At 72.6% G+C, this 26,111-nt stretch carries 26 protein-coding genes; 10 read left to right on the top strand and 16 right to left on the bottom strand.

What is annotated here, in order from left to right; translation table 11 throughout:
- Nucleotides 1-13: 13 nt before the first annotated feature.
- The 3 genes from IE134_RS27345 to IE134_RS27335 form a co-directional block, all read right to left on the bottom strand.
- A complete protein-coding gene (locus IE134_RS27345) occupies nucleotides 14-2,188 on the bottom strand; it encodes a putative bifunctional diguanylate cyclase/phosphodiesterase (RefSeq protein WP_030716923.1) in 2,175 nt (724 codons plus the stop codon).
- Nucleotides 2,185-3,003, bottom strand: a complete 819-nt coding sequence (locus IE134_RS27340; RefSeq protein WP_030716920.1) for an SAM-dependent methyltransferase — start codon at nucleotides 3,001-3,003, stop codon at nucleotides 2,185-2,187. Before IE134_RS27340 ends, IE134_RS27345 begins: the two co-directional genes overlap by 4 nt.
- Nucleotides 3,004-3,259: 256 nt before the next feature.
- Nucleotides 3,260-4,243 carry an SCO0930 family lipoprotein gene (locus tag IE134_RS27335; RefSeq protein ID WP_030716918.1) on the bottom strand — a complete coding sequence of 328 codons (984 nt, stop codon included), beginning with the start codon at nucleotides 4,241-4,243 and terminating at the stop codon, nucleotides 3,260-3,262.
- Nucleotides 4,244-5,045: 802 nt separating this feature from the next.
- On the opposite strand from IE134_RS27335, the gene IE134_RS27330 reads away from it, so the two are divergent.
- The gene (locus tag IE134_RS27330) at nucleotides 5,046-5,810 is read left to right on the top strand and encodes a bestrophin-like domain (RefSeq protein ID WP_030719159.1); all 765 of its coding nucleotides are present in this window, start codon (nucleotides 5,046-5,048) and stop codon (nucleotides 5,808-5,810) included.
- A gap of 183 nt (nucleotides 5,811-5,993) precedes the next feature.
- Nucleotides 5,994-6,557: a hypothetical protein gene (locus IE134_RS27325; RefSeq protein WP_030719162.1), complete on the top strand. Its 564-nt coding sequence runs from the start codon at nucleotides 5,994-5,996 to the stop codon at nucleotides 6,555-6,557.
- 91 nt (nucleotides 6,558-6,648) lie between these two features.
- On the opposite strand, the gene IE134_RS27320 is transcribed toward IE134_RS27325, so the two are convergent.
- A complete protein-coding gene (locus tag IE134_RS27320; protein ID WP_030719165.1) occupies nucleotides 6,649-7,131 on the bottom strand; it encodes a hypothetical protein in 483 nt (160 codons plus the stop codon).
- 336 nt (nucleotides 7,132-7,467) lie between these two features.
- Between IE134_RS27320 and IE134_RS27315 the strand changes: the two genes are divergently transcribed.
- Nucleotides 7,468-8,130, top strand: coding sequence for a class F sortase (locus IE134_RS27315; RefSeq protein ID WP_030719167.1), 663 nt, complete (start codon nucleotides 7,468-7,470; stop codon nucleotides 8,128-8,130).
- A gap of 67 nt (nucleotides 8,131-8,197) precedes the next feature.
- On the opposite strand, the gene IE134_RS27310 is transcribed toward IE134_RS27315, so the two are convergent.
- On the bottom strand, nucleotides 8,198-9,049 hold the full coding sequence (locus tag IE134_RS27310) for a polysaccharide deacetylase family protein (RefSeq protein ID WP_030719170.1): 852 nt from the start codon (nucleotides 9,047-9,049) through the stop codon (nucleotides 8,198-8,200).
- A 152-nt stretch (nucleotides 9,050-9,201) separates the two neighbouring features.
- Here IE134_RS27310 and IE134_RS27305 point away from each other — a divergent pair, with 152 nt between their 5' ends.
- Nucleotides 9,202-9,663, top strand: coding sequence for a universal stress protein (locus IE134_RS27305; RefSeq protein WP_010058913.1), 462 nt, complete (start codon nucleotides 9,202-9,204; stop codon nucleotides 9,661-9,663).
- 17 nt (nucleotides 9,664-9,680) lie between these two features.
- Here IE134_RS27305 and IE134_RS27300 read toward each other — a convergent pair whose 3' ends face one another.
- On the bottom strand, nucleotides 9,681-10,886 hold the full coding sequence (locus IE134_RS27300; RefSeq protein ID WP_189432019.1) for a CapA family protein: 1,206 nt from the start codon (nucleotides 10,884-10,886) through the stop codon (nucleotides 9,681-9,683).
- 267 nt (nucleotides 10,887-11,153) lie between these two features.
- Between IE134_RS27300 and IE134_RS27295 the strand changes: the two genes are divergently transcribed.
- A complete protein-coding gene (locus tag IE134_RS27295; protein WP_189432017.1) occupies nucleotides 11,154-11,726 on the top strand; it encodes a sigma-70 family RNA polymerase sigma factor in 573 nt (190 codons plus the stop codon).
- Here IE134_RS27295 and IE134_RS27290 read toward each other — a convergent pair.
- On the bottom strand, nucleotides 11,660-11,857 hold the full coding sequence (locus tag IE134_RS27290) for a zf-HC2 domain-containing protein (RefSeq protein WP_189432015.1): 198 nt from the start codon (nucleotides 11,855-11,857) through the stop codon (nucleotides 11,660-11,662). The genes IE134_RS27295 and IE134_RS27290 overlap by 67 nt on opposite strands.
- Nucleotides 11,858-11,969: 112 nt before the next feature.
- Here IE134_RS27290 and IE134_RS27285 point away from each other — a divergent pair, with 112 nt between their 5' ends.
- Nucleotides 11,970-12,488, top strand: coding sequence for a hypothetical protein (locus tag IE134_RS27285; RefSeq protein WP_030719182.1), 519 nt, complete (start codon nucleotides 11,970-11,972; stop codon nucleotides 12,486-12,488).
- A gap of 28 nt (nucleotides 12,489-12,516) precedes the next feature.
- Here the strand turns inward: IE134_RS27285 and IE134_RS27280 are convergent, their stop codons facing one another.
- The 4 genes from IE134_RS27280 to IE134_RS27265 form a co-directional block, all read right to left on the bottom strand.
- Complete coding sequence (locus IE134_RS27280) at nucleotides 12,517-13,707, bottom strand: sensor histidine kinase (protein ID WP_030719187.1); 1,191 nt, start codon at nucleotides 13,705-13,707, stop codon at nucleotides 12,517-12,519.
- Nucleotides 13,704-15,209: a sodium/solute symporter gene (locus IE134_RS27275; RefSeq protein ID WP_030719191.1), complete on the bottom strand. Its 1,506-nt coding sequence runs from the start codon at nucleotides 15,207-15,209 to the stop codon at nucleotides 13,704-13,706. Before IE134_RS27275 ends, IE134_RS27280 begins: the two co-directional genes overlap by 4 nt.
- A complete protein-coding gene (locus IE134_RS27270; protein WP_030622898.1) occupies nucleotides 15,206-15,568 on the bottom strand; it encodes a hypothetical protein in 363 nt (120 codons plus the stop codon). Before IE134_RS27270 ends, IE134_RS27275 begins: the two co-directional genes overlap by 4 nt.
- A gap of 86 nt (nucleotides 15,569-15,654) precedes the next feature.
- The gene (locus IE134_RS27265) at nucleotides 15,655-16,407 is read right to left on the bottom strand and encodes a LytR/AlgR family response regulator transcription factor (RefSeq protein ID WP_030584585.1); all 753 of its coding nucleotides are present in this window, start codon (nucleotides 16,405-16,407) and stop codon (nucleotides 15,655-15,657) included.
- A gap of 70 nt (nucleotides 16,408-16,477) precedes the next feature.
- On the opposite strand from IE134_RS27265, the gene IE134_RS27260 reads away from it, so the two are divergent.
- A complete protein-coding gene (locus tag IE134_RS27260) occupies nucleotides 16,478-17,113 on the top strand; it encodes a zf-HC2 domain-containing protein (RefSeq protein ID WP_126931902.1) in 636 nt (211 codons plus the stop codon).
- Nucleotides 17,114-17,146: 33 nt separating this feature from the next.
- Here the strand turns inward: IE134_RS27260 and IE134_RS27255 are convergent, their stop codons facing one another.
- The 4 genes from IE134_RS27255 to IE134_RS27240 form a co-directional block, all read right to left on the bottom strand.
- Nucleotides 17,147-18,007, bottom strand: coding sequence for an Fpg/Nei family DNA glycosylase (locus IE134_RS27255; protein WP_030719202.1), 861 nt, complete (start codon nucleotides 18,005-18,007; stop codon nucleotides 17,147-17,149).
- Between the two features lie 36 nt (nucleotides 18,008-18,043).
- On the bottom strand, nucleotides 18,044-19,411 hold the full coding sequence (locus IE134_RS27250) for a wax ester/triacylglycerol synthase family O-acyltransferase (RefSeq protein ID WP_098896144.1): 1,368 nt from the start codon (nucleotides 19,409-19,411) through the stop codon (nucleotides 18,044-18,046).
- Between the two features lie 153 nt (nucleotides 19,412-19,564).
- Nucleotides 19,565-21,628, bottom strand: a complete 2,064-nt coding sequence (locus tag IE134_RS27245) for a SpoIIE family protein phosphatase (protein ID WP_030719204.1) — start codon at nucleotides 21,626-21,628, stop codon at nucleotides 19,565-19,567.
- Nucleotides 21,629-21,694: 66 nt separating this feature from the next.
- A complete protein-coding gene (locus tag IE134_RS27240; RefSeq protein ID WP_189432013.1) occupies nucleotides 21,695-22,804 on the bottom strand; it encodes a DUF6777 domain-containing protein in 1,110 nt (369 codons plus the stop codon).
- Between the two features lie 169 nt (nucleotides 22,805-22,973).
- On the opposite strand from IE134_RS27240, the gene IE134_RS27235 reads away from it, so the two are divergent.
- The 3 genes from IE134_RS27235 (at nucleotide 22,974) to IE134_RS27225 (ending at nucleotide 25,888) form a co-directional block, all read left to right on the top strand.
- Complete coding sequence (locus IE134_RS27235; protein ID WP_189432012.1) at nucleotides 22,974-23,834, top strand: YndJ family protein; 861 nt, start codon at nucleotides 22,974-22,976, stop codon at nucleotides 23,832-23,834.
- The gene (locus tag IE134_RS27230; protein WP_030719226.1) at nucleotides 23,831-24,343 is read left to right on the top strand and encodes a DUF1990 domain-containing protein; all 513 of its coding nucleotides are present in this window, start codon (nucleotides 23,831-23,833) and stop codon (nucleotides 24,341-24,343) included. The genes IE134_RS27235 and IE134_RS27230 overlap by 4 nt, the downstream gene beginning before the upstream one ends.
- Before the next feature lie 90 nt (nucleotides 24,344-24,433).
- The gene (locus IE134_RS27225; protein ID WP_189432011.1) at nucleotides 24,434-25,888 is read left to right on the top strand and encodes a lipase maturation factor family protein; all 1,455 of its coding nucleotides are present in this window, start codon (nucleotides 24,434-24,436) and stop codon (nucleotides 25,886-25,888) included.
- 13 nt (nucleotides 25,889-25,901) lie between these two features.
- Here IE134_RS27225 and IE134_RS27220 read toward each other — a convergent pair whose 3' ends face one another.
- The gene (locus IE134_RS27220; protein ID WP_010058891.1) at nucleotides 25,902-26,078 is read right to left on the bottom strand and encodes a hypothetical protein; all 177 of its coding nucleotides are present in this window, start codon (nucleotides 26,076-26,078) and stop codon (nucleotides 25,902-25,904) included.
- Nucleotides 26,079-26,111 lie beyond the last annotated feature (33 nt).

Raw genomic sequence — 26,111 nt, 5'->3', positions numbered from 1 at the left:
GCCCGGCAACCGCTCAGACCGCGTCCGCCAGCAGCAGGGAGTGGATGCGGTCCGGGGCCCCGGGGCGGGCGTAGTACCAGCCCTGGGCGGTGTCGCAGCCGATCCGGCGCAGCTGCTCGGCCTGCGCGCCCGTCTCCACGCCCTCCACCGTGACGGCCAGCTCCAGGCTGTGGGCCAGCGACACGATGCCCTCGACGATCTTCAGATCAACCGGGTCCGCCGGATGCTGCTGCATGCCCCGGGTGAAGGAACGGTCCAGCTTGAGCACGCTCACCGGCAGTCGGCGCAGGTTCGCCAGGTTCGAGTAGCCCGTGCCGAAGTCGTCGAGCGCGATGTCGACGCCCATCTCCGCCAACTGCCGCAGCGGCTTGAGGAGATCGTCGTCTGCGCCGATCAGGGCCGACTCGGTCACTTCCAGGCAGAGCGCTCCCGGCTCCAGACCGGAACGTTCCAGCACGTCGACCGTCTCCGCGACCAGCCGGGGATGGTGCAGCTGGGTCGGCGACAGGTTGACGTTGATCCGCAGCGGGCCGCCGTCGCTGTGCCGCTCCTGCCAGAAGTTCGCCTGCCGTACGGACTCCTCCAGCACCCAGCGGCCGAGCGGCACGATGAGGCCGGTGTGCTCGGCGAGCGGGATGAACCGGTCGGGGCCGAGCACCCCGTGCTGCGGATGGCACCACCGTACGAGCGCCTCCGCGCCGTGCACCGTGCCGTCGCCCAGGTGCACGAGCGGCTGGTACTCGATGAAGAACTCGCCCCGGTCCAGGGCCGCCGGGAGGGCGGTGGTCAGCCCGTGCCGGGTGATGGCGCGCGCGTCGGCCTCCGCGTCCGCGAGCTGGAAGCGGTTGCCGCCCGCCGCCTTGGCCCGGTACATCGTGATGTCGGCGCTGCGCAGCACCTCGGCGGCGCTGCGCTCCCCGGACGGCCCTTCGACGATGCCGATCGAGCCCCGGACGGAGAGCTCGCGCCCGTCGAGGCGGATCGGGGTGGCGAGCGCGTTCAGGATCCGGCCGGCCAGTTCGTGCACCTCCTCGGCCGTGTCCGGCCCGGTGGTCAGGGCGACGAACTCGTCGCCGCCGAGCCGGGCGACCATCTCGCCGCGCGCGGTGGCGCAGCTCTGGAGCCGGTCGGCGACCTCGACCAGCAGGCGGTCGCCGGCGGCGTGGCCGAGGCTGTCGTTGATGGCCTTGAAGCCGTCGAGGTCGAGGTAGCAGAGACCGAAGCGGACGCCGTCCTGGGCGGTGAGGGCCTTCTCCAGGCGCTCGAAGAACAGGGTCCGGTTGGGCAGGCCGGTGAGCGCGTCGTGGGTGGCCTCGTACCGCAGCCGCAGGTTGAGCAGCCGGCGCTCGGTGGTGTCCTCCATCAGCGCGAGCTGGTACTCGGGGCGGCCCTCGGAGTCGCGCAGCAGCGAGACGGTGAGGTTGGTCCACAGGACGGTGCCGTCGTTGCGGTAGTACGCCTTCTCGACCCGGTAGTGCTCGCGTTCGCCGCGTACCAGCTCGTCGTAGTACTTCCACACCTGGGGCGAGTCCTCGGGGTGGACCCACTCGTTCACCTTGTGGCTGCGGACGTGGTGTTCGAGGCCGCCGAACATCCTGGTGAGCGTGTCGTTGATCTCCAGGATGTTGCCGTCCAGGTCCGCGATGCCGATGCCGATGGCGGCGTCCTTGAAGACCGCGCGGAACCGGGCCTCGGTGGCGTGCAGGGCCTCTTCGGCGTGCGAACGGGCCGTCAGCGCCGAGCGGGCGATGGCCTCCTGCTCGGCGAGCGTGCGCTCGCGCAGGGCGCCGGTGAACCCGGCGGCCAGCGTGTGCTGGATCCGGGCGCAGCGGGCCCGGCCGTCCTCGGTGGACAGCGGGCCGGGTCCGTTGCCGCCGCAGTAGAGGACGAGATAGGAGTCGACGACGCCGAGCGTGGAGCTGAGGGCGTCCGGATCGGTGCAGTGCGCGTCGATCAGGGCCGCGCCGATCCGCTGGGCGGGCGAGGCGTCGAAGGGGTGGGCGTGCAGGATGCCGTTCAGCTCGCGTGCCAGGGGCAGCAGGTGCTGTTCGAACTCCGGCCGGGTGAGGGAGGTGGCCGTCAGGGGGAAGATGGCGCGGCTCCAGATTCTGGCGAATCTCCGGAGCCGGCCCTCGGGGCCGTCGGGTTCCGCGTCCGGCTCTCCGGACGCCTGGGCGGGAATGCTCACGCCTTGCGCCCGACCCCGCCGAAGCCCGAGAAGGCGTACGGGTCTTCCTGCTCCGGCGACTGCGGGGTGTCGGGCCGCCATTCGGGCATCGACACGAGTCCCGGTTCGACCATCTCGTAGCCCTCGAAGAACTGGCTGATCTCCTCGCGCGAGCGCATGATCAGCGGGTTGCGGATGTTCTTGTAGACGCCGACCGTGCCGGCCGCCTCCTCCTTGGGCAGCGGGATGCCCTCGTACGAGGCGTGGGTGAGGACGATCAGGCTGCCCGGGGCCAGTGCCTCGCGCAGTTCGGCGACCGCGGCGTACGGCTCGTCGGCGTCCTCGATGAAGTGGAGCACCGCGACGAGCAGCAGGGCCACCGGCCGGTCGAGGTCGAGCAGTCCGGTGATCTCCGGGTTCGCCAGGATCTCCTTGGGGCGGCGCAGGTCGGCGGCGGCGATGACCGCGCGGTCGTTGCCCTCCAGCACGGCCTGGCTGTGGGCGACGGCGACCGGGTCGTGGTCGACGTAGGCCACCTTGGCGCCGGGGTCGGCGGCCTGGGCGACCTCGTGGACGTTGCCGAACGTCGGGATGCCGGAGCCGATGTCCAGGAACTGGTCGATGCCCGAGTCGACGGCGTGGCGGACGGCCCGGCGCATAAAGGCGCGATTGGCCTGCATGATCTTGGGAAGGCCCGGGAGGAACTCCATGGCCTTGCGCGCGGCTTCCCGGTCCACCTCGAAATTGTGCGATCCGCCCAGATAGAAGTCGTACATGCGGGACACGCTCGGCACCGAAATGTCTATGCCCTGCGGTGCCCAGGCGGGACGCTCCATCGATGTCTCCAACAAGTTCGCCACGGCGATCCGGCCATGTTCATGGTCAGTGTTGACCAGAGGCTACTGATCGGCCGCCAAGAGAGCGAGTGGAAACGGAAATTAGCGATCCGTTATTGGTCACACTCAGGTGGCATACCCGGTCGGTCCGTCGCTGCGCGTGTGCGGACAGCGACGGACCGGCACTCCGGGCGCCGTTTCCCGGTGGTTCGGGGCCACTTGGGGCTCCTGGGCGATTGTTCTGCGGAGTCCGGGGTTACTTGGCGGCGCCGACGAGTTTGGAATCCGGGGAAACGGCGTACCAGGTTCCGCCGACACCCTGCCCGTTGGTGTCTCCGGGCTTCTTGTCGCCCGCGAAGGTGTAGATCGGCCAGCAGTCGATGGTCTGCTGCTTGATGCCGTCGGGACGGTCGAAGGTGACGAATCCCTTCGTCGTGACACCGTCCACCGCATTCTTGGCCACGGGGTCGACCACCGGCCACTTCTTGAGGCACTCACCGGTGCAGGCCGTCTTCATCGGCCAGGCGGAGTCCTTGGTGAAGCGGTAAACCGTCATGCCCCGGCCGTCCACCACGATGTCGCCGAGTTCCGGGTCCTTGCGGACGGAAAGTCCCGCGGGATCGGCCGGTTCGGCACCCCCTTCGCCGTCTTCGGCGACCCCTTCGCTGTCGGCGTTCTTCGCCGCCTTCTTCCCGTCCGGGGCCGCGGCGAACCAGGTGCCGCCGACTCCCTGTCCGTTGACCTGGCCGGGTGCGGTGTCCTTGGCGTACCGGTACATCGGCCAGCCGTCGACGGTGAGTTGGCTGGTGCCGTCGGGGCGGCTGACCTCGCCGAGCAGCTCCTCGTCGGTGCCGGCCGCGGCGACGGCGTTGCCCGATGCCACCACCGGCCATGCGGTGGCGCAGTCGCCGTCGCAGTTCGACTTCGGCGGGTTCGCGGTGTCCTTGTCGAAGCGGTAGAGCGTGAAGCCCTCGCTGTCGGTGAGCACCTTTCCGAGCTCCTTGCTCTCCTGCACGGCGAGTTGACCGGCCTCCTTCGGTTCCGCCGCCTCCGCGTCGGCCCCGGAGCCGTATCCCCCGCCGGCCGATCCGTACCCGCTCTCGGCGGGCTGCTGGGCCGGGGCGGCGTTGCCCACCGCCTGGCCGTTCGGCGACGTGCCCTGCTCCTGACCGCACGCCGTCGTGAGCGTCAACAGAGCCGCCGCGGTGACCGCGAGCGAGGCGTTGCGCCAGGTGTTCATGTCGACTCCCGTGGTGCTTCGTCGTAGCGCTGGTGATTCCGGCGCGGGACCGCGCCGTTCGTGGCCCTAGGTACGGGACGCCGACCGGGTCGCGTTCAAAGGAAGTCCGAGAAGAATGCGGCGGGTCGGGCCGACCCGGTAAACACGGATGGCCTATTGATCCCACGATCAGGCGAATCCCCTGCGTCGACCGCGTGTTCCCGGGAAATGTCGATCATGCTGCCCGTCGTGTACGGATCACGCATCGCGCGGCTCACGGCAGTCGCGTCACTCCTCTGGCTGACGGCCCTGCCGCCGCCCGCGACCGCTGACAGCTGCGCGGTTGCGTCGATCGAGCAGGACGGGAGCGTTTCCGCGGTCGCCGTGGCGGGCGACGGGGGCTGCGTCGCGGTCTCCGAGCCGGAGCCGCCTCCGCCGCCGCCACCCCCGCCCAAACCGGCTCCTCCGCCACCACCGCCTCCGCCACCCCCTCTCCCGCCGCCCTCTCCCCCGCCGCCACCGCCTCCGCCGCCTCCGCCCGTGGTGTCGGAACCGGCGCCTCCACCACCTCCCCCGCCTCCTGCGCCACCACCCCCTCCGCCTCCGGCACCGGCCCCGAAACCCTCGCCCCCAACGAAGCCCCCGGTGCGGACCGAGCCGCCCGAACCCCGGCCCGTCGCGCTGCCGACGTACCGCAAACCGACCCGCAAAGAGCCGCGGAGCGGACCGTCACTGGTGTCGCTGACGCTGCTCATCACCGCCCCGGCGGTGTTCGCCGTTGCCGTCCTGCGGCCGCGGTCATCCCGCTGACCAGGAGAGATGCATGTCCGAATGGCTCGTACTGAGCATTGCCATGGCGTCCGCCTGCGCGGTCGTCCTCATCATCGTCGTCCTCAACAACCGGCGGGTCGGGGATGACGACGATCCCTCCGAGACCCCCGACGTCATCGAGTACATGACGATGATGATCGGGGTGGTCTACGCGATCGTCCTGGGGCTCGCCATCGCCGGGGTCTGGGAGGGGCGCAGTGCCGCCCAGGAGTCCGTACGCATCGAGGCGCAGGCGCTGCACGAGGTGAAGGCGCGGGCGTCCGTCTACCCGGTGGAGGTCCGCGACCGTATCCGGGCGGACGTCGACGCCTATGTCAGCCATGTCGTGAACGACGAGTGGAAGGTGATGTCGGAGCGGAACACGCTCACCGAGCGCGGCACCGAACTGCTGAACCAGGTGCGGGCGGACGTCACCGGCTACGAGCCGAAGACCGATCACGAGGGGCAGGCCTACCAGCCGCTGGTCGACCAGGTGGCGGCGGCGGACGACGCCCGCAGCACTCGGGGGCAGAACGCCGGGGCGACGATGCCCGGGGTGGTCTGGTTCGGGCTGATCATCGGGGCGCTGGTGACCGTGGGGCTGATCTTCACGCTCCAGATCCGCAGAACGTTCCGCGAACTGCTCCTGGCGGGCCTGTTCAGCGCGCTGATCGCCTTCCTGCTCTTCCTTATCTGGGACTTCGACGCACCCTTCGGCCGGGGGATCTCGGCCACCGCCGACCCCTTCATCGACATGTTCCCGGGCATCACCCGCTGACCGCCGCTCCCCCGGCCGACAAGCGGGCCGGTGCGCCGGTCGGGGGACAGCGTGACCCATTCGCCGGACCCCGATCGCGGGTCGGGGGGACCCCTCCTAGCGTGTCGGGCATCGAGGTGCATTTTTCCTGCTATGTGGAAATTGGTTCCGCAGCTGCCCCTCGGGGAACCCGGAGGATCCACCATGCGCGCGATACGTGTCGCACCGCTCGCCCTGCTCGGCGCCGGTGCCCTGACGCTCCTCGCCCCGTCCGCCGCCTTCGCCGCGCCGGACGGGGCCTCCAGCACGTTCAATCCGACGATCACCCCCTCGGTCATCGCACCGGGCGGCCGGGTCACCCTCGGTGCCGGTGGCTGCACGGGCGAGACGACCGTCAGCTCGGGCATCTTCGACACCACCACCATCCCGAGCGGCAGCACGACCGCCACCGCCACCGTCGACTCCGACGCGCGGCGGGGCGCCGTCTACGCGGTGACGTTCACGTGCGGCTCCACCGGCACCTCCCGGAACGTCAACCTGACGATCACCGGCGGTGCGACGAGCAGCCCCACGCCCACCCCGACGCCCACCACGGTCCCGACCGCCAGCTCGACGGCTCTCGTGCCGGGCGGTGTGCGCGGTGGCCTGGGCGGCAGCTCCGGCACCACCGACACGGTGGAGGTCGCCGCCGGCGGGGCCCTGGTGGTCGCGGCGGCCTCGGGCGCCCTCTACTTCGCGCGTCGCCGTAACGCCGACCGCCGCCACTGACCGCGAGCATGTGGCGCACGGCAGTCGCCCCGGGTCCTGATCGAGGACTCGGGGCGACGGGCGTATCGGGCCGGGCGGGAGGTTCGACGCCTTAGAACGCCGCATGGCTGGTCCGCCGACGCCGGACGAGGAAGACCGCGCCGCCGACGGCCGCGGCCGCCACGAGACCGCCGCCGACCTGCATCTCGACGGAGCTCGGGCCCATCGAGCCGCCGAGCCCGCCCTGCGCGCCGTTGCCGGCGAGCACGGTGAACTGCTGCGTCGCGATCCGGTTGTTGTCGTTGCACTTCACGGACAGGTGGTACTGCCCCGGGGTCGTGTTGTTCCGGACCCGGGCGTGGGCGTAGTTGGTGCCGTCACCCGCGGAGAGGGTGGTCGTCGGGAACGCGTTCGACCAGACCTTGCCGCCGTGGCCGCAGCCCTGCGCGGTGATCTTCAGCGTGCCACCCTGGTGGACGGACTGAGGGTTGACGGCGACGTTGACCGGGCCGTTGGTGGCGGCGGCCATGGGGGCCGCGAGCCCGACGGCCGCGAAAGCGGTCGCGGTGACCGCGAGAGCGCGTGAAGCACGCATCGTGTGAACCTCCAGCGGGAAACGCCCCCGGGGGCTGGTCCCCCGGTGGATCGACGAGAACGTCTCCCATGACGAACACTCACCAGTCGACCGGCGGCTCGCACTTCGGCACTGCTCCACCCCGGTGACGCGACACGCCGTACGGGAGCCGCAGAATCTGACGGAGTCGCAGGTCACGAGCCGTCAGAACTTTTATCTGCTCATTACTCCGATGGGCAGTCAGCCATCAGGGGAACCCAGCGAGGACCGGCCCCGCCGCCACCCGTTCGCCTCTCCCTGATCGCCGACCCGGCGCGACGCCCTTAACGTTCACAGCGTCGCGACGAAGGGAGAACCATGGGCCGGGACCACACCGGGGGCGAGCGGACCAGACGGGTGCCATGGGGTGCGATCGCTCTGGTGATGCTCAGCGGCCTCGCCCTCATGCGCAACGGCACGGAGTTCTCGGAGGAGGGCCCGCCGCAGCCCGCGGCCGCCGCCTCGCTGGATCTGAGCAAGGACGCCGCGGGCCCGCCGGTGGAGGGCGAGCCGGTGCAGCCGCTGCCCTACGCCCCCGCCTCCCGGGTGAAGATCGGCTCCATCGACGTGGACGCGCCGATCATCGACGTCAACCTGGACGCCAACGGGTGGATCGACGCCCCGCCCGCCGAGGACCCCAACCTCGCCGGCTGGTACCAGAACGGCATCGCCCCCGGCCAGCGGGGCACCGCCGTGGTCGTCGGCCATGTCGACAACATGTCCGGGCCCGCGGTCTTCTACGGCCTCGGCTCGCTCCAGAAGGGGCACCGCGTCGAGGTCTCCCGCTACGACGGCCGGGTCGGGATCTTCGAGGTGTACGGGGTGGAGGTCTTCGCCAAGAACGACTTCCCCGGCCCCCGCGTCTACGGCGACACCGGCCACGCGGAGCTCCGCGTGATCACCTGCGGCGGGGGCTACTCCAAGGCGGGCGGCTACGACGGCAACGTGGTGGTCTTCGCCCGGCTCGTCGACACCCGCTGACCGAACGCGTCCCGGCATGGCTGTGTCCCCGGTGGATCGCCGGGGACACAGCCATACGCGTGCGCGCTCAGACGCGTTGCGGCACCGTGATCCGGTAGCCCGCCTCCAGCAGCCGGGGAAGATAGCGGCGCAGGGCGGCGACACTCTGCGAGCGGTCGCCGCCCGCGTCGTGCGAGAGGACCACGACACCGGGCGCCGCGCCGTCCAGCACCCTCCGGACGATGGTGCCGGTTCCCGGCTCCTTCCAGTCGAGGGTGTCCACCGTCCAGGCCATCGGCTCCATGCCCAACTCGGCCCCGATCTCGAAGGAGTTGCGGTTCCACGCGCCGTAGGGGGCGCGGTACCACAGCGGCGGGGCGCCGAGCGCCCGCTCCACCACGTCGCTGGTACGGCCCAGCTCGTCGCGGATCGCAGGGCGGGAGAGCTTCGGGATCAGCGGGTGGGACCAGGAGTGGTTGCCCACCACATGCCCGTCGTCGGCCATCTCGCGCAGCAGGTCCGGGCTGCCGTCGGCCATCTCGCCGCAGACGAAGAACATCGCGCGGACCCGGTGTTCGCGCAGGGTGGCCAGGATGTCCGGGGTGTACAGCGGGTCGGGGCCGTCGTCGAAGCTGAGGACCATCGAGTGCCCGAGGTCGGGAAGGTGCTCGAAGGGCCGGGTGCGCACGGGCGGCCTGGCCGGCCTGAAGCGGGCCGGGCTGCCCGCGGTCATGGGGTCGAGCCGGTACGGGGAGGGCCGGCCCCGCACGTTCGCCGGAGGCCCGGCGGCCCCCGCGGGCGGGGTGCCCGCGGTACGGGCGGGGCGGCTGGGCGTCGACGCCGGATCGGCGACGGCCAGGTGCACGGCGGCGGCGGTTCCGAGGCCGAGGGCGATCCTCAGCAGGGTGCGGCGCTCGGGTCCGGTGTGATCACGTGTCATGGCCAACTGCTCGCATGGCCGGACGTCCGCCCTGCCCGTCGACACCGCATGCCGACCTTTTTGTACCCGATCGACGCAGTATGCTCATATTCGCCGGTGCCCGCCGACGGCCCGGCGACGCCCCCTCCGGACGAGCCGATAGCCTCGGAGCCGTGACAGAGCAGCAGCCTCATCAGTTCGAACGCGGTACGGACGGCCCCAAGGTGATCGTCGCGGGGCTCGACGGCTCCGATTCGTCGATGCGCGCGGCGGCCTACGCCGCCGGACTGGCCCGTCGGCAGAACGCCATGCTGGCCCTGGTGTACGTCCAGCCGGTCATGACGGCGGGCGCCGCCCTGGGCGTACCGGTCGGCGATGCGACGGGGGAGGTCGCGGACGCGCTGGTCTCCGAGATCCGGGAGGCGACGGAGCGCTTCAGGGACGCGTGGGACGTGCGCTGGGAGTTCCACACCTTCCGGGGCGACCCCTACAACGGGCTGGTGACGGCGGCCGACGAGCTGAAGGCGGACGCGGTGGTGGTCGGGGCCTCGGAGTCGGCCGGGCACCGTTTCATCGGTTCGGTGGCCGTACGTCTGGTGAAGGCGGGGCGCTGGCCGGTCACCGTGGTGCCGTAGGGCCCCGCCGACGACCGCTACTTGCCCATGAGGAGCCCGTCCTCGTCCGCTCCCCGGCCGAGGACGACGGTACGGATACGGTCGCGGACCTCGCGCAGCTGCTCAGCCTCCTCGCCGGAAGAGCCGAGGGAGGCGTTGAGGTTGACGGCGCGTCCGGTGACGGTGTCGTACCACTGCGGGACGAACTCCGCCTTCTTCACCTTCCAGCGCTCACCGGGTTTCGCGGGCGGCGTGAAGGTGAAGCGGCCCATCGAGCTCTGGTTGCCGCGCGGGTCCTGGGCACCCTCGTAGTTGATCATTGCTCCGGCGATCTGGTCGCCCATGCCGTAGACCACCCAGGTGCCGTTGACCTTCTCGTACGCCTGGGGCACATGGGCGTGGGTGCCGATGATGAGGTCGATGTCGGGGCGGCCCCGGTCGGTGGAGGCGGTGAGCCGCTCGGCGAGTTCCCGTTGCTGCGCGTCGGGCTCGTCCTGCCATTCGGTGCCCCAGTGGGTGGAGAGGACGACGACGTCGGCGCCGGCGCGGCGGGCCGCCCTGGCCTCCTCGACGATCTTCCGCTCGTCGGTGACGTTCACCGTCCAGGGCCGGCCGGCGGGCAGCGGGATGTCGTTGGTTCCGTAGGTGTACGCGAGGTGGGCGACCTTGGCCGCGCCCTTCCCCGGTCCGGCGGGCAGGATCGTGGGCCGGGCGGCCTCGGCGGCGGTGCGGGCCGAACCGGCGTGCCGGACGCCCGCCTCGTCCAGGGCGTCGAGCGTGCGCCGGACCCCTTCGGCCCCGTCGTCCAGGGTGTGGTTGGAGGCGGTGGAGCAGGAGTCGAATCCGGTGGTGCGCAGGGCGGTGGCGATCTCGGGGGGCGACTTGAAGCTCGGGTAGCCGGTGTAGGGGCCGCCCTCCTTCCCGTACACCGTCTCCATATGACAGAACGCCAGGTCCGCTCCGGAGACGACCGGGGCGACACCGGCCAGCATCGGGGCGAAGTCGTAGCCGGCATCTCCCGCGTCGGCGGCGGCCTGGTCGATGACGGAGGAGTGCGGCAGGACGTCGCCGGCGGCGAGGAGCGTGAACGGGCGGGGCCCGTCGGCGCCCTGGCCGCCCGCGCCCCGGGCGGCGGGCGGCCCGCTCGGCGCGGGGGCCGTGGGCTGCTGCCCGGTGCAGCCGGTGGCCGCGGCGAGCAGGAGGGCGATGGCGGCCACGGTGCCCGGTCGGATGCGCTGCGTCATCTGCTCGACTCCATGTTCGGATGATTACGACCATCCGACTACATAGATTTTCATACCGCATAAGCAAGGAGCATTGCCGCATACCTAGCTGAACTGGTCGTACCGGCCGACCCCGACGGCCCCTCGACCGTTCACCGCACCATTCGCCGCACTGAGCGACCGCTCGTCGCACGCCTCGGTGCACCGCCTGTTCCCGCGCCGTCGAATGCGTTCGTATACGCCAGTCGGCAACGCGGCCGTCAGGGGCCTCGGCGGGAGAGGACGTTCATGAAGACCACCACGACGACCGACGAACGGACCCTGGCGGAGTTGCAGCGCGAACACGGCCCCGCACTGTTCCACTTCCTCCTCGGCCTCACCTTCGGGGACCGGCAGCGGGCCGAGGACCTGGTGCAGGAGACCCTCGTACGCGCCTGGCAGCACCCCGAGGCGTTCGACGCGCCCTACGACTCGATGCGGCCGTGGCTGTTCACCGTCGGCCGCCGCCTCGCCATCGACGCGCGGCGCTCCCGCCAGGCCCGCCCCGTCGAGGTGAGCGACACGGTGCTGGAGACCACCCCGGACGCCCTGGACACCGCGGACCGCGCGGTGCGCACCCTGGACGTCCGGGAGGCGGTCCGCACGCTGAGCCCCGAGCACCGCGCGGTGCTGGTGCAGATCTACTTCCGCGGGCTGAGCGTCGGCGAGACGGCCCAGGTGCTCGGGATCCCGGCGGGGACCGTCAAGTCCCGTTCGTACTACGCCCTGCGGGTCCTCGCGCGCACCCTGCCCGGCTACTCCCGCAGGTCCTCCGCCCGGAGCAGCGCCAACAGGGCGGAGGCCTCGACCACCTCCACATAGACCCGGGCGCAGCCGTCGCAGCCCTGGAGGTGACGGGCGACCCGGCAGGTCTCCTCGGCGTCCAGGGCGTCCAGGACGTACGCCCCCAGCAGCGGGCGCACATGCGGGTCGTCGCCGGGGTCGGCACTCATTCGCAGCCTCGCATCTCCTGGGCGATCCTCCCCTTCTGCCCACGCGGGGCGCCCGCCCCCGGTTCAATGCTGCGTGAAGCCCGGTACCGAACAAGGAAAGAGGCGAGACGGGATGCGTCCCGAGGATACGGATGAGGCCGGTGGGAACGGGCTCCGGGTGCCGATGACCTGGCTGACCACCGAGTACCTGGCCGACGAGCTGTTACGGACCGGCGATCTGATGGAGCCGACGACGCTGGAGTTCCGGGCGGGGCGTGACGCCCTCGCGCTGACGATGTTCCTCTGCGAGTTCCCCCGGGACGCGCCAGCCCCGCACGCCCTGCCCGAGCCGCGGGTCGACGAACTGCGCGTGCTCACGGCGTACGAGGGCACCTGGCGCAGCTGGATCTGCGAGCGTCTTGCGGAGTCGGAGCGGTGTGCTGAGCCCGGCGATCCCGATCTGGCGCTGGCCCGGGCCGCCTGGCGCTGGCTGGAGGAGACCGAACTGCTCGCGGCGGACCTGGACGCGATCGGCCCCGCCCCCTGGGAGGCCCCGGCCGACCCGGCGGACGACGACCAGGAAGTCCGGATCTGGACGCCCGCCTGGCAGCTGGGGCTGCCGCTGGGGCATCTGGCCGTCCATCTGTGCTGACGGCGTCCATCTGTGCTGACGGCCTTCTTCAGGAACCGTGCACGCCCGCGCGGTACTTGGGGAGCCTCAGCGTGATCTTCATGCCCGCCCCGACCCCGGTCTCGATGACGAGCCCGTAGTCGTCCCCGTAGACCTGGCGCAGCCGCTCGTCCACGTTGAGCAGGCCGATGCCGGTGGAGGTGCCGCCCTCGCCGCGCAGGATCTGCCGCAGCCGCTCGGGGTCCATCCCGGTCCCGTCGTCCTCGATGACCACCTCGGCCTCCGAACCGGCGTCCAGGGCGCTGATGGTGATCCGGCTGCGGGTGACCGCCCCTTCGAGGCCGTGCTTGACGGCGTTCTCCACCAGCGGCTGGAGACACAGGAACGGGAGTGCGACCGGCAGCACCTCGGGGGCGACCTGGAGGGTCACGGAGAGGCGTTCGCCGAAGCGGGCGCGGACCAGGGCCAAGTACTGGTCGATGGAGTGCAGTTCGTCCGCCAGAGTGGTGAACTCCCCGTGCCGGCGGAACGAGTAGCGGGTGAAGTCGGCGAACTCGAGGAGCAGTTCGCGGGCCTGCTCGGGGTCGGTGCGGACGAACGAGGCGATGGCGGCGAGCGAGTTGAAGATGAAGTGCGGGGAGATCTGCGCCCGCAGGGCCTTGATCTCCGCCTCGATCAGCTGTGTACGGGAGCGGTCCAGCTCGGCCAGTTCCAGCTGGACGCAGACCCAGCGCGCCACCTCCCCCGCCGCCCGGGCCAGCACCGCCGACTCGCGCGGGGCGTAGGCGACGAGCGCGCCCAAGACCCGGTTCTCGACGGTGAGCGGGACGGCGACGGCCCAGCGCAGCGGGCAGTCGAGGTCGCCGCAGCCGCTGTCGAAGGCGGTGTCGCGGCCGTTGTCGAGGAGCACCTGCAGATGCTCCATCACGTCCTTGCCGTGGTGGTGTCCCGCCCCGTCCCAGACCAGCACCCGCTCCCGGTCGGTGAGGCAGAGGGCGTCGGTGCCGAGGAGGGAGCGCAGCCTGCGGGCGGCCCGCCGGGCGCTCTCCTCGGTGAGCCCGGCCCGCAGCGGCGGGGCGGCCAGCGACGCGGTGTGCAGGGTCTCGAAGGTGGCGTGCTCGACGGGCGTGCCGACGTCGCTGGGGCGCACCGGGCGGGCGGTGCGGCGCCCCAGCAGATAGCCGGCGCCGACCAGCAGCGCGGCGAGGACGACCACGACGGCGACGGCTGCCCCGGTCATCGCTCCCTCCCCGCGGCGGCCCGCGCCGAGGAGAGCGCTTCGGGGAGGTGGAAGCGGGTCATGGCGGCGTTGGTGCCCGGGGGAATGCGCCCCGGGGTGGCGAGCGAGACGAGGATCATCGCGAGGAAGCCGACGGGGACGGACCAGACGGCGGGCCAGGCGAGCAGGGCGTGCGGCCAGCCCGGTGGACGTACGGCACCGCTGACGGTGATGGCCACCGCGAGGAGCGCGGACCCGCCGCCGAGGAGGAGCCCCGCGACGGCCCCGGGCGGGGTGAGCCGCCGCCACCAGATACCGAGGACGAGCAGCGGGCAGAAGGAGGAGGCGGAGACGGCGAAGGCCATGCCCACCGCGTCGGCCACCGGCACCCGGCTCACCAGCAGGGAGCCGACGAGCGGCACGGCGATGGCGAGGACGGTGGCGAGCCGGAAGTGGCGTACCCCGCGCGAGGGCAGGACGTCCTGGGTGATGACCCCGGCGACGGCCATGGTGAGACCGGAGGCGGTGGACAGGAACGCGGCGAACGCCCCGCCCGCGATCAGCGCCCCGAGGAAGTCGCCGCCGAGTCCGCCGATGACCCGGGCGGGCAGCAGCAGGACGGCGGCGTCCGCGTCTCCCCCGTACCGCAGTTCGGGGGTGTAGAGCCGGCCGAGCGCCCCGTAGATCGGCGGCAGCAGGTAGAAGAGACCGACCAGGGCGAGGACGGCGACGGTGGTGCGGCGGGCGTCGCGGCCGTTGGGGCTGGTGTAGAAGCGGACGACGACATGCGGCAGGCCCATGGTGCCGAGGAAGGTCGCCACGATCAGCCCGTACGTCGCGTACAGCGGGTGGTCGGCGCGGAAGACGGCGAGCTGGTCGTCGAAGCTGACCCGGGGCCGGCCGTCGCCCTGCCAGGCGAGGACCAGGAAGAGGGCGGGGACGAGGAGGGCGGTGAGCTTCAGCCAGTACTGGAAGACCTGGACGAAGGTGATGGAACGCATGCCGCCCGCGGCGACGGCGGCCGCCACGACGGTGGCGACGAGGACGTCCCCGAGCCAGCCCGGAGCTCCGGTGAGGATCTTCAGCGTCAGCCCGGCGCCTTGGAGCTGCGGTACGAGGTAGAGCCAGCCCGCCCCGACGACCAGGGCGCTGACCAGGCGGCGGACCTGCCGTGATTCGAGCCGGCCCTCGGCGAAGTCCGGCAGGGTGTACGCCCCGGAGCGGCGCAGCGGTGCGGCGACGAAGACCAGGAGCACCAGATATCCGGCGGTGTAGCCGACCGGGTACCAGAGCATGTCGGGGCCGTGGACGAGGACGAGTCCGGCGACGCCGAGGAAGGAGGCGGCCGAGAGGTATTCGCCGCTGATCGCGGCGGCGTTGAGGCGGGGCCGCACGGTGCGGGAGGCGACGTAGAAGTCGGAGGTCGTACGGGAGATGCGCAGGCCGAAGCCGCCGACGAGGACGGTGGCGAGGACGACGAGGGCGACCGCCACCCAGGACGCCATGTGGTCGGGGGCGCTCACGGGGCGGGGCGGCCCTCCACCAGCCGGGCGAAGTCGCGTTCGTTGCGCTCGGCCCGGCGGACGTACCACCAGGCGGCGAGGGTGAGCGGCGGGTAGGTGGCGAAGCCGAGGACCGCCCAGACCAGGGCGGAGCTGTTCAGCGCGGCGAACAGGAGCGGCAGGGTGCCCGCGACGAGGGCGAGGACACCGAAGACGGTGAGCCCGGCGCGCAGCTGGCCGCGCATCAGCGAGCGTACGTAGGCGCCGCCGAGGGCGGTCTGCTCGTCGATCTCCGACTGGGTGCGGTAACGGGGCAGCGGGCGCACCCGCCGCGGCTCTCCCGTGACCACTTCGCGCCGGGGGGTTGGCTCTGCGGACATGGGCTCGGAGTGTAGGCGTCGCCGGATGGTGCTGGGAAGGGCTGCCGGAAGGTCTCCCCAGGTCAGCGGCTGCCTTACGGCTTCTCTCAGCGGCCGCCCTGGCGCATCAGGAGGTCACGCAGGGCGCGGGTGTGGCGGCGGCTGACGGCGAGCTCGGCCTCCCCGATGCGCACGCTCATGCTGCCCGCGTCCAGGCGCAGCTCGTCGATCCGGCCGAGCGCCACGAGGTGGCGGCGGTGGATCCGGACGAAGCCGCGGGAGCGCCAGCGCTCCTCCAGGGTGGTCAGCGGGATGCGGACGAGATGGCTGCCGCCGGCGGTGTGCAGGCGGGCGTAGTCGCCCTGCGCCTCGGCGTAGGCGATCTCGTCGATGGGGATGAAGCGGATGACGCCGCCGAGCTCGACCGGGATCTGGTCGCCCGCGCTGTCGTGGACGGGTGCGGACCGGTCCCCCACCTGTTCGGCGACCCGGCGGACGGCTTCGGCCAGGCGTTCGCGGCGGACCGGTTTGAGGACGTAGTCGACGGCCTTGAGGTCGAAGGCGTGGACGGCGAAGCCCTCGTGCGCGGTGACGAAGACGATGAGCGGGGGCGCGGCGAATCCGGCGAGGAGCTGGGCGACGTCGAGCCCGGTGAGACCGGCCATGTGGATGTCGAGGAAGACCACGTCGATCGCGGACGGGTCGTCGGGGCCCGCGTCCACCGCGCTGCCGATGCGGCGCAGTGCCTCGGTCGCACCGGTGGCGCCCTCGGCGCTGCGGACACGGGGGTCGGCGCGCAGGAGATAGAGAAGCTCCTCCAGGGCGGGTTGTTCGTCGTCGACGGCGAGTACGCGCAGCATGGGCCGGAGTTTAGGACCTGTGGCGGCCGATGGCGTGAGTGATGCGCGGCTTGTTCCCGTACCGCAGTACATGCAGACGACCGAACCCCACGTCCGGGTGGGGGCCTATGCGCTGGGTGTGCTCGGGAGCGCCGACACCTTCCGCTTCGAGGAGCATCTGGCGGACTGCCCCGGGTGCCGGGTGCGGGCCGGCGAGTTCGCCGGGGTGCGGGACGGTCTGGCGGTGGTGGGGCCGCCGGTGGCCCCGGGGCCCGGGCTCGCGGAGCGGCTGGCGGCCGCGGTGGCGGCGGGGCGGCGCAGGGCGGGCCGGCGGCGGCTCGCGCTGGTGGCGGCCGCGGTGGTGCTGGCGGTGTCCGGCCCGGCGGCGGTGGCCGGGCTGTCGGGCGGTCCGGCGGAGGGGGCGGGCACGCAGCGGTGGTCCGGCACGGACGGGGCGTCGGGGGTGGCCGCCGTCGTGACAGCGGCGGGGCGCGAGTGGGGGACGGCGGTCGCGCTGGAAGTGGCGCGGGTTCCGGCGGTGGGGGTGTGCGCGCTGGTCGCGGTGGGCCGGGACGGCAGCGAGGAGACGGTGGGCAGCTGGTCGGCCGGGGGCGCGGAGGACGGTCCGGTGGAGGTGTCGGGCGGGGCGGCGCTGCGGCCGGAGGGCATCGACCACTTCGAAGTGCGCACGGCGGACGGGCGGCGGCTGGTGACGGTGACGCGGTGAGCCCCCGGGTCACTTCGGGAACGCGGATCGCCGCTACTTGAGGAATTTCGAGAGCCTGCGGTCGGCCAGTGGCTTCCCGCCCGTCTGGCAGGTGGGGCAGTACTGGAGCGAGGAGTCGCTGAAGGAGACCTCCAGGATGGTGTCCCCGCAGACCGGGCAGGACTCGCCGGTCCGCCCGTGGACGCGCATCCCGGTCTTCTTCTCCGCCTTGAGCTTTCCCGCCTCCACCCCGCTGGAGCGGTCCACGGCGTCCCGCAGGGTGGTGCGCAGCGCCGTGTACAGCCGGGTGACGTCATCCTCGCCGAGGTCGGCGGTCCGCTTGAACGGGGACATCTTCGCCACGTGCAGGATCTCGTCGCTGTAGGCGTTGCCGATGCCCGCGATCAGCGACTGGTCACGCAGCGCGCCCTTGATCTGGCGGCGTTCCCCGGCGAGCAGCGCGGCGAACGTGTCGCGGTCGAAGGCGTCGGCGAGGGGGTCGGGGCCGAGAGTCGCGATACGGGGGACGTCCATGGGGTCGTGGACGAGGTGGACCGAGAGGCTCTTCTTGGTGCCCATCTCGGTCAGGTCGAAGCCGTCGCCGTCCGTGGTCACCAGGCGCAGGGCGAGCGGGCCCTTGCCGGGCCGGGGCGGGGCGGCGGGGAAGGAGTCCTTCCAGCGGAGCCAGCCGGCCCGGGCGAGGTGGGTGCACAGGTGGAGTCCGCCCGCCTCGATGTCGAGGAACTTGCCGTGCCGGGCGACCGAGGTGACCCTCGTGCCCTCCAGGGCGGTCAGCGGCGGGTCGTACGTCTTCAGGACGCTGATCGCCAGGGGGAGCACACGGGCGATCTCCTTGCCGACCAGGTGGTCGTCGAGGAAGACCCGCAGGGCTTCGACTTCGGGCAGTTCGGGCATGGCTCAAGCCTGCCGCAGCCGGTGCGCCGCTGCCTGTCAGGACACCGGTGTGCCGTCCGGGCCTACGACGAGGGCGTACAGCTCCGTGAACTCGTCCTCGACCGCCGCGGCGAGCCGGTCCAGGTCGGGCAGGGCCTTGCCGTCGGCCACCAGGCCCACGTGCACCCGCCCGCCGTAGGTGGACAGGGCGACCGCCAGGGACTGGCCCCGGGCCAGCGGCGCCATGGGGTAGAGGGCGGTCAGCGGGCAGCCGCCCAGCGAGAGCGCGGAGCGGGGCAGCGGCACGCTGGTGACCAGCACGTCGAACAGCATGCGCGCGGCGTTGGCCGCCAGCGGTGCGCCGAACCGGTGCGCCAGCGGCGGCAGTTGGTCGGCGAGTACGGCGACGGCTCCGGCGCCCTTCAGGGGGCCCGCCGCCTTGTTGCGGTCCATCGCGGTCCGGACCGCCCGGAGCCGGTCACGCGGGTCGGCCGCGGTGACCGGCAGGCCCAGCAGATAGGCGGAGAGCCGGTTGCCGGAGGCGGCGGCCCCGCCGGGGCGGCGCCGGGAGACGGGCACCAGGGCGCGCGGGTCGGCGGCGGGCAGGGACTCGCCGCGCTCGGCCATCCAGCGGCGCAGCGCCCCGGCGACGACGGCCAGGAGGATGTCGTTGGCCGTGCCGCCCTCGGCGCGCCGGATCCGCTGGAGGTCTCCGGCGTCGAGTTCGGCGGTGGCCAGGCGCCGCGTACCGCTGGAGGGTGCGGTGAGGGCGGAGGGGCCCCACAGGTCGAGGCGGCCGGCGCGGACGACGGAGGCCCCCACGCCGAGCGCCCGGCCGACCTCGCCGATCCGCCCGAGCGCCATGCCCGCCATCTCCCGGGGGTCGGGCAGCCAGGAGCGGGGAGGAACGGCGGTGCGGCCCCGGGCGCTGGTGCGGGCGCTGGTGACGGCGGCGATCTCGTCGAAGATCCCGGCCCCGATGGCGACCGCCCGCATGCCGTCGGCCAGGGCGTGGTGCAGCTTCACCAGGACGGCGAAGGGCCCGCCGTCCGCGCCGCAGATCAGGTACATCCGCCAGGGCGGCAGCCCGCGCCCGAGGGGCCGCTCCATCAGTTCGCCGGCCAGCCGGGTGGCCCCGGCCATGAAGTCGCCGTCGGCCAGGACGACCCGCTCGACGTGCCGGTGCACGTCGAAGTCCTTGTCCACCGTCCAGGCCTTGCCGCCGACCGGCAGCAGGACGTCCCGTACGCCCATGCGCAGCCGGGGGATCGCGGCGGCGCGGGTCCCGAGCAGGTCGAGGATCCGCTCCGGGCCGACGCCGGGCGCCGGGGCGAAGACGGCGAGCGCGCCCAGGTGCATCGGATGGGCATCCGATTCGAGGTGCCAGAAAGCAAGGTCGAGCGGGGCGAGAAGCTCGGTACTCAACGGGGGCCTCATGTCGTCGAAGCGGCGGGGCGGTGGTGGGCGGGCCCCTCGCAGTCAATCGTTTGCGGTCGGTCACGGTCAAGCACAGACATATTACGTACTGTTACATCGGTGCGTCGGTCGCGCGCGAACGGGACGCCCCGGGGCCGGCCTTCAGCGGGTCGGGATGAGGAACTCGCACCACACGCATTTGCCGCTGCCCCGCGACTCCACGCCCCAGACGTCGGCCAGCCGGTCGACCAGCATCAGGCCACGCCCCGACACCCCGTCCTCCCCCGCGTCGCGGCGCCGGGGCAGGGCGCTGGAGCGGTCCTCGACGTCGACGCGCAGCCGTCGCTCGGTTCCGGCGAGCACCCGGATCGTGACGACGGCACCGCCGTCGGTGTGCATGAGCGCGTTGGTGATCAGCTCGTCGGCCGCGAGCTCGATCTCGTCGGCCCGGTCCTTCGCGCCCCAGGCCCGGACCGCGGCCCGGATCATGTGCCGGGACGAGCTCAGCGCCTCGGGGTCGTTCTGGGCGACGTGCTGCTGGAGCCGGCCGCCCGGCTGCGGGGCGTGCGCGGCCCGGCGGCGCAGCAGCAGGACCGCGACATCGTCCTGGCCGCCGCGCCCGTCGACCGCGTCGCAGAGCTGGTCGGCCAGTTTCTGCAGGTCCTGGGGGCCGTTGGCGACGAGGGAGGTGAGCCGCTGCATCCCTTCGTCGAGGTCGGAGCCCGGCAGTTCGACGAGGCCGTCGGTGAACAGGATCATCGTCTGGCCGGGGTCCAGTTCGACCGTGGAGACCGGATACTCCAGCCGGCCGAACTCCGCCGAGAGCCCGAGCGGCAGACCGCCCTCGGACACCACGCGGCGGCAGCTCCCGTCCACGTCCCGCACCACTGGGTCCACATGCCCGGCCCGGACCACCTGCACGACCCCCGTGGTGAGGTCGACCTCGGCGTAGGTGCAGGTGGCGAAGCGGTCGGTGTCCAGTTCGTGCAGGAAGACGGAGGCGCGCGCCATGACCGTGGCGGGGCTGTGCCCCTCGGCGGCGTACGCGCGCAGCACGATCCTGAGCTGCCCCATGACGGCGGCGGCGTGGGTGTCGTGCCCCTGGACGTCCCCGATGACGGCGCCGACCCGGCCGCCGGGCAGCGGGATCAGGTCGTACCAGTCGCCGCCGATGTCCCGGCCGAGGCGGGCCGAGCGGTAGCGGACGGCGACCTGCGCCCCGGGCACGGACGGGATCCGGCGGGGCAGCATGGCCTGCTGGAGTCCCTCGGCGAGGTCGTGCTCCTGTTCGTAGAGCATCGCGCGCTGGAGGCTCTGGGCGATCGACGTGCCGAGCGCCATCAGCAGATTGCGTTCGTCGGCGGTGAAGCCGCCCTTGTCCCGGTAGAGCAGGCCGAGCGCGCCGATCGGGCGGGCCTGGGCGATCAGCGGCATGTAGGCGGCGGAGGTGATCCCGAGGTGGCTGATGTTGGGCCACAGGATCGGATAGGAGGCGGCGAAGTCCTCGGCGGACTCGATGAAGCGCGGCGACAGCGTGCGGACCACTTCGCTCATCGGGTACTGCTCGTCCACCCGGGTGTACCGGGTGCCGGGGACGTACGCGCCTTCGGGGCCGTCGGCCACCAGGTGGATGCGGCCGGACTCCAGCAGGCCCATGACGAGGCTGGTGGCTCCGAGGTGGGCGAGGCCCTGGGAGTTCTTGAGGACGGCGATGACGTCCTTGACCGTACGGGCGTGGGCCAGGGCGGCGGTGGTGCCCTCGACCAGGCTGGTGCGCCGGCGGCGCTCCTCGTCCAGTTCGCGGCGGGCGGTGGAGTCGGCCAGTTCCTGGGTGGCGTCGCGGACGATCCCGATGATCCGGCGCGGGCGTCCGGTCCCGTCCCGGCGGACGAAGCCCTGGGTGTGGGTCCAGCGCAGGGTGCCGTCGCGCCGCTGGATGCGGAAGTACGCGCCGTAGTTGGTGCGCCCGCTCTTCAGGGCGTGCGAGACCAGCCCGTCCAGGCGCTGGGCCTCGTCCGTCGGCACGCGCGGCGACAGTGAGGCCGGCCGGTCGTCGTATTCGTCCGGGGTCAGGTCGAACACGTCCAGGGCGGTCCGGTCCATGTGCATGAGGCCGGTGTCGAGATCCCAGTCGAAGCTGCCCATACGGTTCAGGGCGAGGCTGAGGTCCGGGTGGGCGGGCCAGTCTTCGGGGAGCGACAGGGCACCCGCTACCCGATCATCCATGTGGGCCACTCTGCCACCATTTTTCCTATTCCTCTTGTCCGCGTCCGCCGCTCGGGCCTCGGCCGGTCAGCCGGCGAACACGTCGCCGAGATCCGCTTCCATGGGCGCGTCCGGCTCCATGGGCGCGTCCGGCACGTCCGGCTGCTCCGGCTCGGCGGGGAAGACCTGGGTCGGCTCCGGCGCCACCTCCTCCGGGATGCCTTCCTCGTACTCCCACGGCTCCTCGGGCGGCGGGTCGCCGAAGTCGTCGGACGACTCGTCGGGGCCGGGGTCCGTCGGCGCTTCCGGCTCGGAGGGAGCCGGGTCGGACGGGGTGGCGTCCGGGGACGGGGGCTCGGAGGGGCGGCCCGGGGACGGGAAGAGCAGGTCGGCGTCGGGCTCGAAGGGCGGCGGGTCGTCCGGCACCCGGTCACGGCCGCCGCTGTCGCCCATGGCCCGCTCGATCCAGCTGTTGTCGTCGGTGTTCACGATGATCAGGCTCGTGGCCGCCTTGACGCCCGGTTCGACGGCCACGATGCGCGCGGGGTCGTAGCCGGGCCAGCGCTCTCCCCGGTGGGCGACCTTGCCGTCGGCGACCACGGGCGGGCCCAGCGGGTTGCCGCAGGCGCAGCGGACCCGGGGCATTCCGCGGCTGTCGACGAGGACGGCGGTGCCCGCCTGGAGCACAGCCTGGAAGGCGGTGGCCGATCCGGCGCTGTAGCCGTGGTTGGTGACCTGGGCGTCGGCGCGCAGGACGACGGGGGTGAGGGACTTCAGATAGCCCGGGATCTGCACGGCCTCGATGCCGGCCGCCTCGGCGAAGGCGCTCGCCTTCTTCTTGTCGTCCGTCAGGAGGGTGGTCTGCTTCTCGACATCGCAGGCGGCGACCGATCGGGTACCGCCGTAGAGCCCGGGGACGGCGCCGGAGACCGGATGGACCGTACGGGTGCCGGAGTCCGGTTCGTCGTCCGGTGCGCCGGTGGGGGACGGGGAGTCCGCCGCCCGCGCCGTGGACGCGGTGAACGGTCCGGGACCGGGGGACGCGAGCGGCTGGAGGAGGACGTCCTTGGCCTCCGCGGTGCCCGTGGTGCCCTTCGCCGTGCGGTCGCCGCCCTCGCCGCAGCCGGCGACGGCGAGCAGCACCCCGGCGGAGAGCGCGGCGAGCGCGGTACGCCGCAATCGTCCTTGTGAGCGCACAGAGCTCTCCTGCCTGTCCCGGAGGAACGGTTCGGTGTCACCTATCTGTGCCGCACCCGGCACGGACCCGCAAGCGGACAGCCGGCCGTCGCCCCCGTCTTGAACGCGTTCAATTGATCCTCTACGCTCACACCAGAGAGTTGAACACGTTCAAACAAGGGGGGAAGTCATGTCCGCACTGGTCAACGTCATCGTCATGCTGGGCATGCTCGTCGTCGTGCCGGCGGGTCTGCGGCTGACCGAGCAGCCGGAACTGGAGCGGATCCGCCGGCTCTGGCCGCTCTTCGCCGCGCCGGGCGCGCTCGCCCTCTGGCTGCCGCGCGGCGCCACGGCCACGGCGCTCGCTTGCGTCTACACGGCGGGAACCGTCCTGCTCGCCCTGCACGCCCCGCGCCGGGCGGCCCGGGGCCGGAACCTCGACCCGGCCGGCATCGCCCTGCTCACCGCGCTGGTCACCCCGGCCGTCGCCGCGACCGCGCTGGTCGCCGAGCGTTCGGGGCACGAGCTGTTCGGGTTCGATCTCGGCATCCTGGCGCTGACCGTGCCGCACTTCCACTTCGCCGGATTCGCCGCCGCCCTGATCGCCGGGCTGGTCTGCCGGGTCTCCGACGGTCCCGCGGGCCGCTTCGCCGCGCTGAGCGTGCCGCTGGGCACCCTCATCGTCCTCGTCGGGTACTTCATCGGCGACTGGGCCGAACTCGCCGGGGCCGTCGTCCTGACGGCCGGGATGTGGACCGTGGGGCTGCTGACCTGGCGCATGGGGCACGAGGAGGGGCGCGACCGGACGACACGGCTCCTGCTGCTCTCCTCCGCCGCCGTCCTGGTGGCGACGATGCTGCTCGCGCTGAGCTGGGCGCTCGGCGAGGCGACCGGGCTCCCCCACCCCACCCTGACCTGGATGGCCGCCACCCACGGTCTCGGCAACGCGCTGGGCTTCGCGCTCTGCTCGCTGCTGGCCTGGCGGCGCATCCACACCCACGACGCCTCCCGCGCCGCCGTCCGCACCCACACCGAAGGCAGGACCGCATGAGCACCCTCACCTACCCGGAGGTCGGAGCGACCCGCCTCGGCCCGCTCCCCCGGGGCTACCACCACCTCCACCACAGCACCCGGGTCGGCCGGGGCGCGGCGGACTTCGCGGCCGCCGGCGCGGCGATCACCGAGTGGCGGATGCACCGTGCGTCGGGCGCCCGGGTGGAGGCTTCGGCCCGGCGCGCGGAGCCCGGCGGAAGCGTCCGGGTCTCCCTGGGCCTGGGCCCGCTGCGCTTCACCGCCCCGTGCGAGGTGATCTGGACGGCGTACGGGGAGGACGGCCGCACCGGCTTCGGCTACGGCACCCTGGCCGGGCATCCGGAACGCGGCGAGGAATGCTTCGTGGTGGACCTCGCGGACGACGGCACGGTGTGGTTCACCGTCCTGGCGTTCTCCCGCCCCGCCTCCTGGTACGCCCGGCTCGCCGGGCCGCTGGTGCCGGTCGTGCAGCACTGGTACGCGCGCAGGCTCGGCCGTACGCTCCGCCGGATCGTCGCGGCGGGCTGACCCGCGCGGCCCGCGGGCGGAGGGGCCCGGGAACCGCCGGTCGCGGCCGGCGGGGAGCCCCGGGCCGCCCGTCGGCCGATACTGGCAGGGATGGAGTGGTTCACCGCGGACGGCTACTGGCTGAGCCGGCTGATCTTCCAGCGGGCCCTGGCCGTGGTCTATCTGGTCGCCTTCCTCTCCGCCGCGCTCCAGTTCCGGGCGCTGATCGGCGAGCGCGGCATGCTGCCCGTCCCCGACCTGCTGCGGCGCACCCCCTGGCGAGCGGCTCCGGGGCTCTTCCGGCTGCACTACTCGGACCGCCTCTTCGCCGCCGTCGCCTGGAGCGGCTGCGCCGTCTCGGTGGCGCTGATCGCCGGTCTCGACGGTCTGCTGCCGCTGTGGGGCGGGATGCTGCTCTGGGCGCTGCCGTGGGTGCTGTATCTGTCGATCGTCCAGGTGGGGCAGGTCTGGTACGGGTTCGGCTGGGAGTCGCTGCTGCTGGAGACGGGGTTCCTGGCGGTCTTCCTCGGCACCGGGGACACCGCCGCTCCGGTCCTGGTGCTGTGGCTGCTGCGGTGGCTGCTGTTCCGGGTGGAGTTCGGCGCGGGGCTGATCAAGATGCGGGGCGACGCGTGCTGGCGGGAGCTGACCTGCCTGGACTTCCACCACGAGACCCAGCCGATGCCGGGGCCGCTGAGCTGGTTCTTCCACCATCTGCCCCGGCCCGTGCACCGGGTGGAGGTGGCGGCCAACCATGTCACGCAGCTGCTGGTGCCCTTCCTGCTGTTCACCCCGCAGCCCGTGGCGAGCGCGGCGGCCGGACTGATGGTCCTCACCCAGCTCTGGCTGGTCCTGTCGGGGAACTTCGCCTGGCTGAACTGGCTCACGATCGCGCTGGCGCTCTCCGTGATCGACTGGACTCCCCTGGCCGGGCCGCCGCCGGCCCAGGCCGCGCCGCCCCTCTGGTACGAGGTGGTCGTCATCGCCGTGACCGCCCTGGTGCTGGTGCTCAGCTACCGCCCGGCGCACAATCTGGTCTCGCGGCGGCAGGCGATGAACCGGTCCTACGATCCCCTGCACCTGGTCAACACCTATGGCGCGTTCGGTTCGATCAGCCGGATGCGGCTGGAGGTCGTGGTGGAGGGCAGCGCCGATCCGGTGGTGCACGAGGGCACCGAGTGGCGGGAGTACGGCTTCCGCGGCAAGCCGGGCGATCCGCGCAGGCTGCCGCGTCTGTTCGCCCCGTACCACCTGCGGCTGGACTGGATGATGTGGTTCGCGGCGCTCTCCCCCGCGTACGCGCGCTCCTGGTTCGGACCGTTCACCGAGCGACTGCTGGAGGGCGACCGGGACACGCTCCGGCTGCTCGGCCACAACCCGTTCCCCGACGGGCCGCCCCGCCAGGTGCGCGCCCGGGTGTTCCGCTACCGGTTCACCGGGCTCCGGGAGCTGCGGGCCACCGGATGCTGGTGGCACCGCACCTACGTCCGGGAATTCCTGCGGCCCGTCTCCCGGCCGCTGCCGCCGGAGCGGAAGAGCGGGGGGACGGGCCGCGGGTCGCGCTAGAGAGCCTCGGGGGTCAGTCGATGCCGGGCAGGATGTGCGGCTCGGCGAGGTCGTCCTCGTATCCGGCGAGCCGGATCGGGGCGGACCTGGCCCAGACCTCGATGTTCCGCAGCTTCTCGGGGCGGCCGGGCCGCCCCGAGGTCCGTTCGGCGGGGCGCATTTCGCGTTCGGTCAGTTCCGGTGTCGTCACCGCGCACTCCTCTGTGTCGCGTCACCCAGGGCG

The organism is Streptomyces rubiginosohelvolus, assembly GCF_014649875.1.
Classification (GTDB): Bacteria; Actinomycetota; Actinomycetes; order Streptomycetales; family Streptomycetaceae; genus Streptomyces; species Streptomyces rubiginosohelvolus.
The sequence above is the reverse complement of the archived record's forward strand: the minus strand, read 5'-3'. Positions and strand labels throughout refer to the sequence as shown.